This is a genomic window from Amycolatopsis sp. NBC_00438, assembly GCF_036026695.1.
Classification (GTDB): Bacteria; Actinomycetota; Actinomycetes; order Mycobacteriales; family Pseudonocardiaceae; genus Amycolatopsis.
In genome coordinates this window covers 2,071,836-2,086,934 of record NZ_CP107923.1, presented here as the reverse complement: position 1 = coordinate 2,086,934, position 15,099 = coordinate 2,071,836, and the positions used below count along the sequence as shown (strand labels likewise).

The window sequence follows — 15,099 nt, the reverse complement described above, 5'->3', positions numbered from 1 at the left end:
TCGGCTGCCGAGGTCACGGCCTTGACGCGAGCCGCCGACCTCGGCTTCGGCCGCGGTCGCCGGACTACATCGCGGCGAGCGCGGCGCACGGGCGCAGCCGGGGCAGGTACGTCGTCAGGGTCAGCTGAAGGGGAATCCCCTCGGTGTCCCGCCCGCTACTCGACCGCCCCCACCGGCGAAGAACCACCGGCGTTGCCGACCGGTGTGGACATTGTCCCGGATCCTCAGCATGATCTCCGGCATGGTGACGAAAACCCCCAGAAATGTGACTATACAGGCGATTGCTGTCACAGTAATGGCTGCCGCTCTGACCGTGTCCTGCGCCGCGAAATCGTCGAATGCCGGTCGGCCGCAGCCCATTCCCACGACCACCACTTCCGCATCGGTCAGCAGCGCGAACGCAGCCGCCGCGGATGCGACGTCCGGCGCGCCGACTGCGGAACAGGCGCTGGCTCAGTGGATCGGCGCGGTCGTCTCCGGCAATTTCGCACAGGCGTGCTCCGTCATGGCCGATGCCGAACAGACCCCGCCGAAGGTCTTCTCCCCCAAAACGTGCGCCGGCCAAGACGAAACAATGAAGTCGGTGCACAAGGTGCTCGACGGACTGCGCACCGCCTTCACCCCGGACAACGCGGCGAACCCGCCCAAGGTCGAGGTCGCGGGCCCGGCTGCCACGGGCGGCTCGGCGAAGATCGCCGCCGACCAGATATCGGTCGACGGGAAGACCCTCGACGACATCGTCCTGTCCCACTCCAGCGGCGTGCAACCGGGCCAGACGAACATCACCTTCAGCCTGCGGAAACTCGAGGAAGCCTGGTACGTCACGAACTTCGACCTGAAAATCTGAGTCCGGCCGGCCGGACGGCCTTGGCAGGCAGGAAAAGTCGCTGTCGCTCTCATGCGGGGACCGGTGCGCTGCCGGCAGATCAGAACCCAGAGCCGGGACACGCACGGCGAAACTGAGCGCGGGACACCCATCGTGAGGGATTTACTTCACGAATATCTTCTTTGTCCGTTTTCCAAGTAGGTATTCAGTTGAAAACAAACCTTCGTCGGTGGTGCGTCACCCGCGGAAGCGGGATCGTCACGCAGTGTTCCACCGTGGCAAGCACCCCTCACGCCAGTCTTCCCCCCAAAGACGACCCGGAGGATTTTGATGACGTCCCGGAAACTCGCCGGCTTCACCGCATTCGCCTCAGCCGCCCTGGCCTGCGCGCTCTGCGTCCCAGCGGCCCACGCCGCGCCCCTTTCGGCCGAAGCCGCGTTCACCCTCGCGCAGAGCAACGCCATGACCCAGGCCGACCAGGTGACGGGCGCCCTCGGTGCCGCGTCGGGCGGTTACTACCTCGACAACGGCAAGGCGATCGTCAACGTCCTCGACGACGCCGGCGCGCAGAAAGTCGAAGCGGCCGGCCTCACGGCCAAGAAGGTCACGCACAGCTTCACCGCGCTGACCGGCGTCAAGAACGCGCTCGACAACGTCCGCGACGTCCCGCAAACCTCTTGGGGCATCGACACTTCCACCAACCAGGTCGTCGTGACCATCTTCTCGGCCGCCACCAAGGCGACCGCGGACAAGGTCGCCACCGCCGCCAAGCAGTACGGCGACAGCGCCCGCGTCGAGTACAAGACCGGCAAGCTCGAGCTGTACATCGCCGACGGGGACGCCATCCAGAACAGCAGCGCCCGCTGCTCGCTCGGGTTCAACGTCAAGAGCGGCAGCACCCCGTACCTGCTCACCGCCGGGCACTGCACCAACCTCGGCGGCACCTGGTCCGGCGGCGACGTCAGCGGCGCACGGGTGGTCCGCAGCGACTGCCCCGGCGCGGACTCCGGTCTGCTGACCCGCCCCAACGGCTCCGGCCCCGGCCGCATCAACACCGGCCAGGCCATCACCAGCGCGGCCGCGCCGCAGGTCGGCGAGCGCATCTCCAAGCAGGGCTCGACCACCGGCGGCGGCACCGGCCAGGTGACCTCGGTCGACCAGTCGGTCAACTTCGACGTCGGCGTGCTCAACCACGAGTTCGGCACGACCGCCCACACCGACCACGGTGACTCCGGCGGCCCGGCCTACGACGGTTCCAAGGGCCTCGGCACCCTGTCCGGCGGGAACACGACCGTCAGCTACTTCTACCCGCTGACCCGTGAGCTTTCGTCCTACGGCCTCACCCTGGCCTGACCTACGAGCCTGATCGCGGCGCCGTCTCCTCCGGGAGGCGGCGCCGCGAGCACGTCGAGGACCGGCATCGCGGTGACCGACCCAGCCTTGCCCTGGGGCGCCCGCACCTTGACACGGCCCTGAACTGCCTATATAAACCAGACGGTTACAGAACCGAAAGGTTATATATGGGCACGAGCAGCACCCTGGACGCGACGTTCGCGGCACTCGCGGACCCCACCCGGCGGGCCATCCTCGCCCGGCTCGCGACCGGCGACGCCACCGTCACCGAGCTCGCCGTCCCGTTCGCGATGAGCCAGCCCGCCGTGTCGAAACACCTCCGGGTGCTCGAGCGGGCCGGGCTGGTGCGCCGCGGCCGGGACGCCCAGCGGCGGCCGTGCCACCTGGTGGCCGAACCGCTCAAGGCGGCCACAGCGTGGCTGGCCGGGTACCGCGACTACTGGGAAGCCAGCTACCGGCAACTCGACGACCTGTTGAAAGACCTGCAGCCATGACGCTCCCGGGCCTTCAGGTCACCGAGGCGGGCACCACCGGGCTCGTGCTCACCCGGGCGTTCGCCGCTCCCGCCGAGCTCGTCTACGCCGCCCTCACCCGGCCCGAGCTGCTACGCCGCTGGCACGGCGCCCACGGCTGGCACCTGACCGGCTGCGACGTCGACCTGCGGCCCGGGGGCGCCTGGCGGTTCGTCTCCCACGGCCCCGGCGGCGCGGAAATGGAGATGTACGGCGTGTTCCGCGAAATCGAGCCACCCGTGCGTCTCGTGCAGACCGAGATCCACCGCGGCTGGCCCGAAGGCGCCGCGCTGGTCACGACCGTCCTGACCGAGACCGGCGGCCACACCACCATGACCGTCACCGCGCAGTACCCGTCACCGGAAATCCGCGACCAGGTCGTGCGCAGCCCGATGCGGCGCGGTGCCGGCGAGGCGTACGACCGCCTCGCTTCCCTGCTGGACCACGAGAAACGAGACACTCATGACTGACCCCGTCACCGAGATCCCCGCCGATCCTGCCGCGATCGCCGCCGACCCCGGCAATCCGCCCGTGCTCCCCGGCGCGTACCTGCTCGAACTCGTCCCCGTGCCGGTCACGGACGTCGATCGCGCCATCGGCTTCTACCGGGACGCCCTCGGCTTCGCCCTCGACGTGGACGTCCGCCCGATGGACGGCGTACGCATCGTCCAGCTCACCCCGCCCGGCTCGGCCTGCTCGATCTCCCTCACCGAGGGCGTGCCCGCCCTCACCATGCCGCCGGGCACGGTGCGCGGGCTGCACCTGGTGGTCGCCGACATCGAGCAGGCGCGCGCCCAGCTCGTCGAGCGTGGTGTCGAAGTCGGCGCCGTCGAGGACATGGGCGGCGTGTTCTACGCCTACTTCGCCGACCCGGACGGCAACACCTGGTGCCTCCAGCACATGCCCTGGCGCTGACCGCGGCCACCGGGCGAGCGTCGACCGAGCCGGCCTCAAAACCCTGGCCGTGGCGAACACCCGCACCGGTTCGACGGTCACGTCCGGTGTGACGTCGGGGGGACCCGGCAGAGCTACCCGGCTCCGGCGATCCGCGGCTAGCGTCGACGGGGTCGAAGATCCACGGCGGACAGGAGGTGGCGACCGTGACGCGGCAGAAGCACGCGGCACCCCGGCTGGGCGAGTTCCTCCGGGCCCGGCGCGCCCTGACCCGGCCCGACCGGCACGGCATCCCGGACGGCGACCGGCGCACACCCGGGCTGCGCCGGGAAGAGGTCGCCCTGCTCGCCGGGGTCAGCACGGACTACTACACCCGGCTGGAACAGGGCCGCGACACCCACCCGTCGCCGCAGGTGGTGACCGCTCTCGCCGATGCCCTGCTGCTGGACGACGAGGCCGCCGCCTACCTCCGCGGCCTCGCCGCCCCGGCGGAGCCGCGCAAAGCCCGGCCCGAACACGCGGCCCCGGGACTCGTGACCCTGCTGGACGCCTGGCCGCACACCCCGGCCCTGGTCTACGGCAGGTACTTCGACCTCCTGGCCGTCAACCCGCTCGGCGAAGCCCTGTTCTCCTGGCTGCGCGGCGAGCGGAACCTGCTGCGCGGGATCTTCCTCGAGCCCGGCGCGCGCGTCTTCTACCGCGACTGGGCGACGATCGCCGAAGGCTGCGTCGCCGCCCTCCGCGCGGCCAACCCGGACCCCGACGACGCCCGCCTCGCCGCGCTGGTGGGCACCCTGTCGGTCGGCAGCCCCGATTTCGCCCGCCTGTGGGGCAAGCACGAGGTCCGGGCCAAGACCGCGACGGTCAAGCACTTCCACCACGAACTCGCCGGAGACCTGACCCTGCGGTTCGAAAACCTGGCCGTCACCAGCGCGCCGGGACAGCACCTCGTCGTCTACCACGCCGAGCCGGGCAGCCCGGCCGACCATGCCCTCACCCTGCTGGCCGGCTACGCCCTCTCCCTCGCGGACGACCCGTCCGGCCGGTAACGGCCCGCCGTCGCACGATCACGGAGCAACCATGTCTGTCTGGTTCATCACCGGCGCGTCCCGCGGCTTCGGCCGGGCGCTCACCGACGCCGCCCTTGCCGCGGGCGACCAGGTCGTCGCGGCCGCGCGGAACCCTCGCCCGAGTGACCCGGCCGGGTCGCGGCTGGACGTCCGGCTCGATGTCCGGCTCGATGTCACCGAGCCGGCCCAGGCCGAAGCCGCTGTCGCCGCGGCCGTCGAGCGGTTCGGCCGCATCGACGTGCTCGTCAACAACGCCGGCTACGGGCTCTTCGGAGCTGTCGAGGAGGTGCCGGACGCCGACGTGCGCGCGCTCTTCGACACCAACGTCTTCGGCCTGCTCAACGTCACCCGCGCCGCGCTGCCGGTGTTGCGGGCCCAGGGCGCGGGCCACGTCGTGAACATCAGCTCCAGCGCGGGGTTCGCCTCCGGCGCGGGTCGCGGGCTCTACAGCGCGTCCAAGTTCGCCGTCGAAGGTCTCAGCGAGGCGCTGCACGCGGAGGTCGGACCGCTCGGGATCCACGTCACCGTGGTCGAACCGGGCTCGTTCCGCACGGACTTCCTCGCCCCGGCCAGCCGCCGCCGGGTCGCGGTCGCCAGTCCCGCTTACGCCGGCAGCGTCGGCGCCGTGCTGTCCGCGATCGAGGCGAACGGCGGTCACCAGCCCGGCGACCCGGCCCGCGCGGTCGCCGCCATCCGCCACCTGGTCACGGCCCCGGAACCACCACTGCGGCTGCAGCTGGGCAGCGACTGCGTCCGGCTCGTGGAAGACAAGCTGGCCACCGTCGCCGGCGAACTCGGCCAGTGGCGCGCACTGGCCACCTCCACCGACTACGCCGCCGAAGCTCTTGCGGACCCCGTGCACCAGCCCCGGATCGGCCGCCGGTCGCGCTGACGGAGGCGGGAAGCGCCGCACCGTCGGCGCTTCCCCCGCCGGGACAGCGAGTTCCCGACGAACCGCGTAGGCCGATCGAGGTACCTCGCCCGTTACCCGATCACCACTCTTGACAACCGGCCGGAAAAGCACCTACATGGACAATGGTTCAAACCACTCGGCAGGAGTTGAGCTACCGTGGGCAAACTTGGTCGGATCACCGCGTTGCTGGCAGGCGCCGCCCTCGTGGCGGGCATGATGACGGGCACGAGTGCGGCGAGTACGGCCGCCGCGCCGCGTAAGACCGGGCCGATCAGCGTGGCCTACGTCGAGGTGAACAACAACAGCATGCTGAACGTGGGCAAGTACGCGCTGGCCCAGGGCGGCGGCAACGTGTTCGACATCGGCGTCATCTTCGCCGCCAACATCAACTACAACACCACGACGAAGTCGGCGTACCTGTACTTCAACCCCAACGTGCAGAACGTGCTCGACAACGTGAGCACCCAGGTCCGCCCGCTGCAGGCCAAGGGCATCAAGGTGATGCTGTCGATCCTGGGCAACCACCAGGGTGCCGGGTTCGCGAACTTCCCGTCCCAGCAGGCGGCCGCGGCCTTCGCCAAGCAGCTGTCCGACGCCGTGACCAAGTACGGGCTCGACGGCATCGACTTCGACGACGAGTACACCGAGTACGGCAACAACGGCACGGGCCAGCCCAACGCCAGCTCCTTCGTCCACCTCGTCTCGGCCTTGCGCGCGGCGATGCCCACCAAGCTGATCTCGCTGTACAACATCGGCCCGTCGGCGTCGCGGTTGTCCTACGGCGGGGTCGACATCTCGTCGAAGTTCAACTACGCCTGGAACCCCTACTACGGCACCTGGGGCGTACCGAACATCGCCCTCCCCAAATCCGGGCTCTCCCCCGCGGCGGTGCAGATCGCGGCGACGTCCACCAGCACCGCCGCCAGTCTCGCCCAGCGAACCGTGAGCGAAGGCTACGGCGTTTTCCTGACCTACGACCTCGGCGCCGCCGATGCGCACACGTACATCTCCAGTTTCACGAAGCCGTTGTACGGCAAGGACGCCGTCTACACGAACAATTGATGCTTATCCGTCACCGCGAGCCCCACAGGACGTAGTCCACCACGACGTCACCTGACGAGCCGGTGCCGAGAAGTCGGAACACAGCGAGGTTCCCGCCGGTCGTCGATACACAGACCGCCACCCCGGAAGACGTGCCGCCACGGGACACTCGACTGATGTGCGACTCCGCAGGACATCCTTCAGGCTGAGTGTCCGTTCGATCCGAAAGGGCGATCGCCGTATCGAAAAGCGGCGATATGCTTGCGTTGTCGACGATGATGTCAGCGCCTTCGGCCGCAAAGGCCTTCGCGCCCGTGTCGAAGTCGAACCCGTCCGACGTCCCCAGGCCGACCCGATCCGCGGCCAGCTTCTTGAGCTCGGAAGATGGCGGTGAGCCGGTATTTCCCGTGGAGGGCGGCGAACCCCCGGTCGGAGTCGCGGGCGCCCGACCGGACGTCGTGGGCGACGAAGGTGCAGCGGTCGGCTGCGGTGCCGAGTCACCCGCTCCCGCCAGGGCGACACCTGCGGACACGACCAGGCACAGGACGCCGAGCGCGGCAGTGACCTTGATCCCGGATCGCGTCAGCGGGCCGTGCATGTTGAGCGGAGGAAGCCTGAGGGCGCCGCTGGTGCCGGCGGCGAGAAGCAGCGCGACCGCGATCACGAACAGGCCCAAGGCCGACGGGTCGGACCAACCCCTCATCCAGCGGACTCCCCGCTCTTCACGTTCTTGATATCGGGGCGAGAGCCGACATGCTCCTCCCGGGCTCCCGAGTTCGCGAAGCAGCTCAGGGCCAGCGCCCCCAGGACCATCGCCGCCCAGGCCGGCCAGCTGGCCGCGGTCGAGAAGAACAGGTAGATCTGCACGACGGCCGTACCGGCGAAGACGAGGGCGAGCAGCAGCCACCCGAACCGGCTCGGTGTGACGACGATTTCACGCTGTGGCATGGGCAGCTCCTCGCTCAGGAGCTGAGTCGCTCGCCGCCGCCTTCGGGTTACAGCCGGTCCTGCACTTTCCGTGGAGTGCCGCCGACGGCACGATCGAGGTCCGTCCGATCGCCGGGGTCCCGGACCTCCGATGCCCGCGGCCGGACACGGACCGGTAGAGCGCCGCGCGGGCGCAGCCGGTGAAGGTGATGTGCGGGGGCGTGGCTGCCGGCCGCTCGGATTCAGGTCCACGACCACCTGCGGCGAGCCAGGTCGGCCGGCGCTAAGGTCACCTCTCACGACCGCCGGTCCCGAAAGGACACTCCCGCTCCATGAACGACCAAAATTCGACGTCCGTCTTCGGCCTCGGCCTCGGGTTCGGTTCCGGCCTGATCTTCGCCGTGCTCACGATCATCGCGCTGTGGAAGGTGTTCACCAAGGCCGGAAGGCCCGGCTGGGCGGCGATCATCCCGATTTACAACGCCTACATCCTGCTGAAGATCGCCGGTCGCTCCGGGTGGTGGCTGCTCCTGCTGCTGATCCCGCTGGTCAACATCATCGTCGCGATCATCGTCTCGATCGACGTCGCGAAGGCGTTCGGCAAGAGCGGGGTCTTCGGGTTCTTCGGCCTGTTCCTGTTCTCCATCATCGGTTACCTGATCCTCGCCTTCGGCGGGGCGCGGTACAGCGGTCCTCCCGCCGCCGCCGGCGCGCGCTGACGGAAGACGCCGCGCGGACAGCGCCCCTCACCTCGCCCTTCTCGATGTCCAACCGGGCGATCCGGGAGTCCACGATGTCGTGGACGTGACCGAACGATCCCCGGGAGAGCACGCGGCCGTCGAGCGACCGGACGACCTGGCCGATCCGGACGGCGACCCGGCCGTCCGGCATGGCCGTGAACGCCAGCGGCTGGTCGTGTGTGCGCGTGCGCGTCCACTGGTCCAGCCAGTACGCCTTGAGCTCGGCCTTGCCGTGCAACCTGTTCGCGCCGTCCGGCCAGTCGACGTCGTCGCTCACGAGCTCGAGCAGGCCGTCGGCGTCTTGCCTGTTGTACGCCGCGTACGCCTTGAGCAGCAGGTCCTCCGCTCCGCTCACGGCAGGCTCAGCAGCAGGTCGCCGACCGCGGCGGGCTGGGACAGGAACGGGTGATGACCCGCGTCGAGTTCGACGACGCGGCCGGCTTTGCGGGCGAATTCACGTTGCAGCCGGGCCGGCGTGCCCGCGTCCTGGGCGCACACGAGATACGTCGTCGGCACGTCTCGCCAGGCGGCCGCCCCGACCGGTCGGCCGGTGACCTGAACGCTCTGCCGGGTGAGGTGGTCCACCGCTTCGGCCCGGACGTCGGCGTCGCAGTCCTGCAGGAACGTGGGCACCAGCAGTTCGGGGCGCACCCCGAACGTGCCTGCGCCGGGGTCGACGTCGAGGAACGGTGCGGGGGCGCCGTCGCCGAAGTCCGAGAGGCTCTGCCCGGGCTCGGGCAGGTAGCTGGAGATCAGCAGCAGGTGGCGCACCGAAGGCACGCCCGCGGCCGCCTCCGCCGTCACGATCCCGCCGTAGCTGTGGGCGACGACCACGGTCGGTTCGTCGCTGTCGCGCAGCACCTGGCGCACCGCGACGACGTCCTCGGCCAACCCCGGACCGCCATGACCGCCGGGCACGCCGGTCTCCCCGCAACTCGGCAGCCCCGGGGTCACGCTCGGCACGCCCCGCTCCCCCAGGAGCCCGGTCATGCGGTGCCACCACCACGATCCGTCCCGAACGCACGCCCCGTGCACGAACACAACCCTCATCACTACCTCCACGTCGCCGCGAACCACCGACGTTAGACGTACCGGCTATTACGTGAAAAAGTAGCCGCGTGGGAAGACGACCGGAGCCCGAGATCAAGCAGCGACTGCTCGACGCGTGCACCGACCACGCGCTCGACCACGGCCTGCCCGACCGGCTCGACCCGCTGGTCCGTGCCACCGGCACGTCGGCTCGCATGCTGATCTACCATTTCGGCACCCGGGACGCCTTGCTGAACGCCGTCCTCGAGCGTGCGCGGCAACGCCAGCTCGCCACGTTCGGCGACCTGCTGCGCGTGCGTCCTGACCGGCCCTACACCGACACGCTCGCGGAGGCCTGGGCCTTCATGACCGGCCCCGAGGGCCGGCCTTACCTGCGGATGTTCGGGCTGTGGCGGGACGGCGCGGTGCAGCGGCACCGGCCGGGCTTCCGCCGGGCGGCGACGACGGACTGGCTCGGGCCGCTGGAAGAAGGCCTGCGCGGCATCGGGCGGCCGGAACTGGCCACCCTGGTGCTCGCCGTCATCCGCGGTCTTCTCATGGATCTCGACGCGACCGCGGACCGCGAACGCGCCGATGCCGCGTTCGCCCACTTCCTCGGCACGCTCGAGCACGACTGACGCTCGCGAGCAACGTCGGCCGGCCGGCCGTCGACGGTGTGCTCCCCGGGCGTCACTCCACGAGAAGGGCGACCGCGGCGGTGAGGCGTTCGAGGTACGCCTCCCGCGTCTCGACCTGGTGTTTCAGCCCGATCGACACGCTGATCAGCGTGTGCGCGACCGGGATCGCGGACGCCCGCCCCGACGTCCCGGCGATCGCGTCGGTGACGAGTTCCGCGAAGCGGGCCGGGGCGGTCTCGACGATCTCGCCGAGCAGATCCGGGTTCTGCTCGATGACGCTCGTGACGTCCCGGCCCCACGGTCCGACGTAACGGCCGGCCCAGCGGTCGAACGCGCCGGCCAGGCGCTCGCGCAGGGGCCGGTCCGTGGCGGCGAGGAGTGCCTCGGCCGCGCCGAGGTCTTGTTCGAGTGCCCGGGTGACGGCCGCCCGGAACAGCGTTTCCTTCGACTCGAACAAGAAGTACAGGCCCGGCCGGGAGATCCGGGCCGTGCGTGCCAGCTCCTCCATGGAGGTCTTGCGGTAGCCGTGGCGGGCGAAGGTGAGCAGCGCCGATTCGAGCACCGCGTCTCGACGCTCGGCGGTGCCGACGTTCGACGTCTCGGGGGCGACCATGCGTCGATCCTACGGCTCGTGAACGTACTATACAAGAATCGTCTAGTGCGTAAAGTGGCGGCGTGACCACACGTGAACTCATCACCACCCCCTTCGCCGCCTCCAGCACCGCGGACGAAGTGCTCGAAGGCGTCGACCTCGCCGGGGTCCGCGCGATCGTGACCGGGGCGTCCTCGGGAATCGGCGTCGAGACGGCCCGCGCGCTCGCGGCCGCCGGCGCCGAGGTGACCCTCGCCGTCCGGAACACGGTCGCCGGTCGAGCCGTCGCCGACGCCATCACCGGTACGACACGCGTCTCCGCGCTCGATCTCGCCGATCAGGCAGCGGTCCGGCGGTTCGCCGGCGGCTGGGACGGCCCGTTGCACCTGCTCGTCGCCAACGCCGGCGTCGTCACCGGAGGCCTGGAGCGGACACCGGAGGGGTGGGAGCTGCAGTTCGCGACCAACCACCTCGGCCACTTCGCGCTGGCCACCGGCCTGCACGACGCGCTCGCCCGCGGGGCCGCGGACCGCGGCGAAGCACGCATCGTCTCGGTCAGCTCGACCGCGCACATGCGCTCGGGCGTCGATTTCGACGACCTGCACTTCACGCGCCGGGCCTACGACCCGCAGCTCGCATACGCCCGGTCGAAGACCGCGAACTCGCTGTTCGCCGTCGAAGCGACCCGCCGCTGGGCCACCGACGGGATCTTCGCGAACGCCGTGAACCCCGGCGGGATCGCGACCGGGCTGCAGCGGCACTTCACCCCGGCGCAGAAGGAATCCCTCGCCGCGGCCGAAGCCGCCGGCGTCTTCGCCTACAAGACGATCGGGCAGGGCGCCGCGACCACCGTCGTCGCCGCGGTCGCGCCGCAGTTCGCCCGCACGGGCGGGCACTACCTCGACGACGCCCAGGAGGCGTACACCGTGCCCGACGACGCCGCCCTCGCCGACCACCCGCACGGCGTCAAGGAGTGGGCCCTCGACCCCGCCGCCGCTGAGCGTCTCTGGGCGGTCTCCACGGACCTGACCCGTTGATCGATCGAGCAGCTCCCGGTCCATCCACATCAGACACCAGCGGAGCACGTCCGGACGGGACGGTGCGATGGTGCAGCAGCCGGGCCCCGGCAGGTTTAGGACCGACCCGGCCGGGTAACAGCAGGTGTTCGTGTTCGCTGTTGCCTTTTCGGGGAGTCATGGTGCAGGTCCGCAAGAAGATCGCCGTCCGCGTCGGGGACATCGACCGGGCACTGACCGTTCTGGTCGGACAAGGTGTCCACCCCCGCCGGGCTCGTGCCACGTTGTTCGAGATGGCGCGCGAGCGCCACATCTCCCTGGGTCGGTGCGCGTCGCTGGTCGCGAGCAGCTTGAACGGAACCCGCAACTGAAGACGAGCGCGTAAGCCGAGCGAGCCGGGCCCGGCGACCGCGATCCCGGCGTCAGCGGACGCAGACGAAGCTTGCGGCCTTGTCGGGATCACCGGCTCGATACCGGGGCCAAGACGGGTATTCGCAGAGCGGACGGGTACGACCGTGGTTCACATCGGCCACGACCGGGCTCGTCGGCGGACGTCCCCCTTCGACCCAGCGCTCGAGTGCCGAGAGCGAGTCCCACCCGGCAGCGAACGCCGGGGTACCGAAGTTGGCGTGGTTCGCCCCGGGCACGACGTAGTACCGCATGAAGGCTTCCGTTGCCCGGGGACCCAGGCGACCGCGCACCCGCTGGTAGTAGTCGCTCGTCGAGTACGGGGAGACCAGCTCGTCCGCGGCGCCGTGCACCAGGATCAGCTTGCCGCCGGCGCGGGCGAACGGGCCGAGGTCGGCGTTGTTGCGATCCTCGACGGTGGACAGGGCGCTGATCCGGGCGAGCCACTTCCCCGGGTGCCGGGGATCCACGTCGAGCGGGTTCTGGCCGGGATCGCGGGTCAGGAAGTACTTGACCCACTGGTCCCAGTACTGCAGGCCGTACCCGCTCGTCACGGGCATCGGGTTGGCGGGCGCGGTCGTCCCGAACCCGAGGAACGGCGTCCGCATGTCCGCCCCCGCGAGGAACGGGAAGCCCGGATAGCCGGTTTCGCCGCTGGCGATCCGGTAGGGCCACCGGAACGGCGAAGACATCGCTTGCACCGCACCGATCTGGGGATCCGACAGGCACGCCGGACCGGCATCCACACCCCCGGGACAGCGTAGCGCGCGCGGATCGAAGTGACAGCCGGCCGGGTTCGAGACGACCCCGTCCCTGACGCCGTCCGAACCGTCACAGGCGTTGATGACGCTGGTGTGGAGGAGTCCCTGCTTGTCGACGCCGAGGAAAGCGCCCGGGCGCGACAGCACCTGGGCCAGGTAACCCAGATCCAGGATCTCGGCGAGGTTGTTCCAGGCCGGGAAGGCGGAGATCACGCCGTCGAACGCCGCCGGCCACCGCTGGGCGACGTTGAGCGCTTCGCGGCCGCCCGTCGAACCTCCGGCGAAGAAGATCTCGGCGGGCGTCGCCGAGTAGGCGCGCCGGATGACGAACAGGCTCGCGTCGCGCGTCTTCTTGAGCGCGTCACCGGCGGCGAAGTTCTTCAACGCCTCGTCGTTCACCCCGAACGAGCCGTCCAGCGACGGCGGGGACGCCGGGTTCTGCTGGTGGCCGGAGTCGCTCGCGAACGTCGCGTACCCGCGGGCCAGGGGCACCGGCTGGTCGGTGGGGCCGAACGGCACGTTCGAGGCCGGGTCGGGAATCGTGCCGTTGAAACCGCCGCCACCGAACATCAGGGCCTTGCGGTTCCAGCCCTCGGGCAGGTCGACGCGCATCTTGATGGCGGGCGCGGCCGGGTCGACGGGATAGAGGTCGGCGTCGACCTGGCAGTACCGGATCGTCTTGCCACTGACCACGCTCGTCGTGATCGCCGCCGCCGTGACGCGGCCGCCGGTGGTCGGCAGGCTCATCACCGACGCCGGGATCTTCAGCTGGGCCAGCCCGGCACACACCGGCACCGACGCCGTCGCGGCGGCGGGCCCGGCCGTGACGGCCGCTACCAGGACCAGCATCGCCGGCACGGCGATCCGGCGGATTCTCGATGTTCGAGTCACTTCGGCCTCGTCTCAGCGGTAGAGGTGCGTGCCCGGGACGGCGTGCGGATCGGCGCGGACCTCGGCGGTGTTCGTCTCCGGCAGGAACCACGCGCTGGCGAAGGTGATCAGCCCCATCAGCGTGATGTAGCCGGCGACCGCGACGGTGCTCCCGGTTTTCGCGATGAGCGCGGTCATGAGGAACGGCGTGCCGCCACTGACGATGATCGCGGACAGCTGATAGGCCAGCGACGCGCCCGAGTAGCGGACGCCGGGGGCGAAGAGCTCGCCGAGGAAGCTCGCGACCGGGCCGTAGGTGAGGCACTGGAACACGAAACCCACCGTCACCGCGACGAAGATCAGCGGCAGGGACGCGGTGCCGACGAGCCCGAAGTACGGGAAGCCCCAGGCGGCGACACCCAGGCCGCCGATCAGGATCAGCGGCCGGCGGCCGATCCGGTCCGAGAGGTGCCCGGACCACGGGATGATCACGAGCATCGCCACGGACGCGAGGAGCACGACCGCGAGTAGGCCGTTGCGCTTGAGCCCGAGCGTCCCGGTGCCGTAGCTCAGCAGGCCGGAAATGCTGACGTAGAACAGGCTGTTGGTGGCGGACAGCAGCCCGCAGCCGAGCAGGATGGTGCCCCACTTGCTGCGCAGGACCTGGGCCAGGGGCGCCCGGACCACTGCGACGTCGGGCTTCCCCACCTCCCGTTGCAGCTCACGGAACTCGGGGGTGTCCTCCACCTTGGCCTGGATGTAGAGGACCACCGAAAACATCACGACGCTGAGCAGGAAGGGAATGCGCCAGCCCCAGCTGAGGAAGGCGGCGTCCGGCATCAGGCCGCTGGCCGCCACGAAGATCAGGTTCGAGAGGATCACGGCGACGGGAACGCTGGTCTGCCCGAAGGTTCCGGCGAATCCGCGCCGCTTGGGGCCGGCGGACTCGGTGAGCAGGAGCACGATGCCGCCCCACTGGCCGCCGGTCGCGAGGCCCTGGATGAACCGCAGTACGACCAGGAGGGTCGGGGCCAGCGCACCGACGGAGGCCGCGGTGGGCAGGCAGCCGATCAGGAAGGTCGCGGCCCCCATGATCGCCAGGCAGCCGACGACGACCGGTTTGCGCCCGTGCTTGTCGCCGAGGTGCCCGGCGAGCACGCCGCCGATCGGGCGCGCGACAAAACCCGCCCAGAACGTGCTGAAGGCGAGCAGGGTCCCGGTCAGCGCGGACGAGTGCGGGAAGAACACCTTGGGGAACACCAGGGCGGCCGCGGTGCCGTAGAGGAAGAAGTCGTACCACTCGATCGAGCTTCCGACGAGCCCCGCGGCCAGCAGCTTGCGAAAGGCACGGCGACGGGTGGTGGACAGGCCGGCGTCGACGTGGCCGGCCTGCCCTTCGGGCTGGGTGAGCGGGGCTGCCATGAATGCCGCCTTCGTCGGTAGCGCCGGCAAGTGATGGCGGTCATGTTAAGACGCCATTACGCTGCCGTTGAGGTGTGGACCATCCAC

General features: G+C 70.1%; 19 protein-coding genes. 12 read left to right on the top strand and 7 right to left on the bottom strand.

The window, feature by feature from the left end; translation table 11 throughout:
• Positions 1–241: 241 nt before the first annotated feature.
• From OG494_RS09995 to OG494_RS09960, 8 genes are all read left to right on the top strand, one after another.
• Positions 242–847, top strand: a complete 606-nt coding sequence (locus tag OG494_RS09995; RefSeq protein ID WP_328454181.1) for a hypothetical protein — start codon at positions 242–244, stop codon at positions 845–847.
• Positions 848–1,156: 309 nt separating this feature from the next.
• Complete coding sequence (locus OG494_RS09990; RefSeq protein ID WP_328454179.1) at positions 1,157–2,179, top strand: S1 family peptidase; 1,023 nt, start codon at positions 1,157–1,159, stop codon at positions 2,177–2,179.
• Positions 2,180–2,346: 167 nt separating this feature from the next.
• Entirely contained in the window at positions 2,347–2,673 is a 327-nt protein-coding gene (locus OG494_RS09985) for an ArsR/SmtB family transcription factor (protein ID WP_328454177.1), read from the top strand.
• Complete coding sequence (locus tag OG494_RS09980) at positions 2,670–3,161, top strand: SRPBCC family protein (protein ID WP_328454175.1); 492 nt, start codon at positions 2,670–2,672, stop codon at positions 3,159–3,161. Before OG494_RS09985 ends, OG494_RS09980 begins: the two co-directional genes overlap by 4 nt.
• The gene (locus OG494_RS09975; protein ID WP_328454173.1) at positions 3,154–3,606 is read left to right on the top strand and encodes a VOC family protein; all 453 of its coding nucleotides are present in this window, start codon (positions 3,154–3,156) and stop codon (positions 3,604–3,606) included. The genes OG494_RS09980 and OG494_RS09975 overlap by 8 nt, the downstream gene beginning before the upstream one ends.
• Before the next feature lie 185 nt (positions 3,607–3,791).
• Entirely contained in the window at positions 3,792–4,634 is an 843-nt protein-coding gene (locus tag OG494_RS09970) for a helix-turn-helix transcriptional regulator (protein ID WP_328454171.1), read from the top strand.
• 31 nt (positions 4,635–4,665) lie between these two features.
• Positions 4,666–5,547 (top strand): oxidoreductase, encoded by an 882-nt coding sequence (locus OG494_RS09965; RefSeq protein ID WP_328454169.1) that lies wholly within the window; start codon positions 4,666–4,668, stop codon positions 5,545–5,547.
• 177 nt (positions 5,548–5,724) lie between these two features.
• Entirely contained in the window at positions 5,725–6,630 is a 906-nt protein-coding gene (locus OG494_RS09960) for an endo-beta-N-acetylglucosaminidase H (RefSeq protein WP_328454167.1), read from the top strand.
• A gap of 10 nt (positions 6,631–6,640) precedes the next feature.
• Here the strand turns inward: OG494_RS09960 and OG494_RS09955 are convergent, their stop codons facing one another.
• Positions 6,641–7,285, bottom strand: a complete 645-nt coding sequence (locus OG494_RS09955; protein ID WP_328454165.1) for a hypothetical protein — start codon at positions 7,283–7,285, stop codon at positions 6,641–6,643.
• 23 nt (positions 7,286–7,308) lie between these two features.
• Positions 7,309–7,557, bottom strand: coding sequence for a hypothetical protein (locus OG494_RS09950; RefSeq protein ID WP_328454163.1), 249 nt, complete (start codon positions 7,555–7,557; stop codon positions 7,309–7,311).
• Positions 7,558–7,868: 311 nt separating this feature from the next.
• Here OG494_RS09950 and OG494_RS09945 point away from each other — a divergent pair, with 311 nt between their 5' ends.
• A complete protein-coding gene (locus OG494_RS09945) occupies positions 7,869–8,255 on the top strand; it encodes a DUF5684 domain-containing protein (protein ID WP_328454161.1) in 387 nt (128 codons plus the stop codon).
• On the opposite strand, the gene OG494_RS09940 is transcribed toward OG494_RS09945, so the two are convergent.
• Positions 8,182–8,631 (bottom strand): nuclear transport factor 2 family protein, encoded by a 450-nt coding sequence (locus tag OG494_RS09940; RefSeq protein WP_328454159.1) that lies wholly within the window; start codon positions 8,629–8,631, stop codon positions 8,182–8,184. The two genes, OG494_RS09945 and OG494_RS09940, sit on opposite strands and share 74 nt — an antisense overlap.
• Complete coding sequence (locus OG494_RS09935; protein ID WP_328454157.1) at positions 8,628–9,326, bottom strand: alpha/beta fold hydrolase; 699 nt, start codon at positions 9,324–9,326, stop codon at positions 8,628–8,630. The genes OG494_RS09940 and OG494_RS09935 overlap by 4 nt, the downstream gene beginning before the upstream one ends.
• A 68-nt stretch (positions 9,327–9,394) precedes the next feature.
• Here OG494_RS09935 and OG494_RS09930 point away from each other — a divergent pair, with 68 nt between their 5' ends.
• Positions 9,395–9,943 carry a TetR/AcrR family transcriptional regulator gene (locus OG494_RS09930; RefSeq protein ID WP_328454155.1) on the top strand — a complete coding sequence of 183 codons (549 nt, stop codon included), beginning with the start codon at positions 9,395–9,397 and terminating at the stop codon, positions 9,941–9,943.
• 52 nt (positions 9,944–9,995) lie between these two features.
• Here OG494_RS09930 and OG494_RS09925 read toward each other — a convergent pair whose 3' ends face one another.
• The gene (locus OG494_RS09925) at positions 9,996–10,556 is read right to left on the bottom strand and encodes a TetR/AcrR family transcriptional regulator (RefSeq protein ID WP_328454153.1); all 561 of its coding nucleotides are present in this window, start codon (positions 10,554–10,556) and stop codon (positions 9,996–9,998) included.
• Positions 10,557–10,618: 62 nt separating this feature from the next.
• Here OG494_RS09925 and OG494_RS09920 point away from each other — a divergent pair, with 62 nt between their 5' ends.
• Both OG494_RS09920 and OG494_RS09915 read left to right on the top strand, forming a co-directional pair.
• The gene (locus OG494_RS09920; RefSeq protein WP_328454152.1) at positions 10,619–11,572 is read left to right on the top strand and encodes an SDR family NAD(P)-dependent oxidoreductase; all 954 of its coding nucleotides are present in this window, start codon (positions 10,619–10,621) and stop codon (positions 11,570–11,572) included.
• 158 nt (positions 11,573–11,730) lie between these two features.
• Positions 11,731–11,922 (top strand): hypothetical protein, encoded by a 192-nt coding sequence (locus tag OG494_RS09915; RefSeq protein WP_328454150.1) that lies wholly within the window; start codon positions 11,731–11,733, stop codon positions 11,920–11,922.
• Positions 11,923–11,973: 51 nt separating this feature from the next.
• Here OG494_RS09915 and OG494_RS09910 read toward each other — a convergent pair whose 3' ends face one another.
• Both OG494_RS09910 and OG494_RS09905 read right to left on the bottom strand, forming a co-directional pair.
• Positions 11,974–13,569, bottom strand: a complete 1,596-nt coding sequence (locus tag OG494_RS09910) for a tannase/feruloyl esterase family alpha/beta hydrolase (RefSeq protein ID WP_442874473.1) — start codon at positions 13,567–13,569, stop codon at positions 11,974–11,976.
• A gap of 54 nt (positions 13,570–13,623) precedes the next feature.
• Positions 13,624–15,012 (bottom strand): MFS transporter, encoded by a 1,389-nt coding sequence (locus tag OG494_RS09905; RefSeq protein ID WP_328454146.1) that lies wholly within the window; start codon positions 15,010–15,012, stop codon positions 13,624–13,626.
• Between the last annotated feature and the right edge of the window lie 87 nt (positions 15,013–15,099).

Excerpts from the sequence above, each read along its gene's own strand:
- OG494_RS09995 (WP_328454181.1), top strand. The coding sequence starts at position 242 with ATGGTGACGAAAACCCCCAGAAATGTGACTATACAGGCGATTGCTGTC.
- OG494_RS09990 (WP_328454179.1), top strand. The coding sequence starts at position 1,157 with ATGACGTCCCGGAAACTCGCCGGCTTCACCGCATTCGCCTCAGCCGCC.
- OG494_RS09985 (WP_328454177.1), top strand. The coding sequence starts at position 2,347 with ATGGGCACGAGCAGCACCCTGGACGCGACGTTCGCGGCACTCGCGGAC.
- OG494_RS09980 (WP_328454175.1), top strand. The coding sequence starts at position 2,670 with ATGACGCTCCCGGGCCTTCAGGTCACCGAGGCGGGCACCACCGGGCTC.
- OG494_RS09975 (WP_328454173.1), top strand. The coding sequence starts at position 3,154 with ATGACTGACCCCGTCACCGAGATCCCCGCCGATCCTGCCGCGATCGCC.
- OG494_RS09965 (WP_328454169.1), top strand. The coding sequence starts at position 4,666 with ATGTCTGTCTGGTTCATCACCGGCGCGTCCCGCGGCTTCGGCCGGGCG.
- OG494_RS09950 (WP_328454163.1), bottom strand. The coding sequence starts at position 7,557 with ATGCCACAGCGTGAAATCGTCGTCACACCGAGCCGGTTCGGGTGGCTG.
- OG494_RS09945 (WP_328454161.1), top strand. The coding sequence starts at position 7,869 with ATGAACGACCAAAATTCGACGTCCGTCTTCGGCCTCGGCCTCGGGTTC.
- OG494_RS09935 (WP_328454157.1), bottom strand. The coding sequence starts at position 9,326 with ATGAGGGTTGTGTTCGTGCACGGGGCGTGCGTTCGGGACGGATCGTGG.
- OG494_RS09925 (WP_328454153.1), bottom strand. The coding sequence starts at position 10,556 with ATGGTCGCCCCCGAGACGTCGAACGTCGGCACCGCCGAGCGTCGAGAC.
- OG494_RS09915 (WP_328454150.1), top strand. The coding sequence starts at position 11,731 with ATGGTGCAGGTCCGCAAGAAGATCGCCGTCCGCGTCGGGGACATCGAC.
- OG494_RS09910 (WP_442874473.1), bottom strand. The coding sequence starts at position 13,569 with ATGCTGGTCCTGGTAGCGGCCGTCACGGCCGGGCCCGCCGCCGCGACG.
- OG494_RS09905 (WP_328454146.1), bottom strand. The coding sequence starts at position 15,012 with ATGGCAGCCCCGCTCACCCAGCCCGAAGGGCAGGCCGGCCACGTCGAC.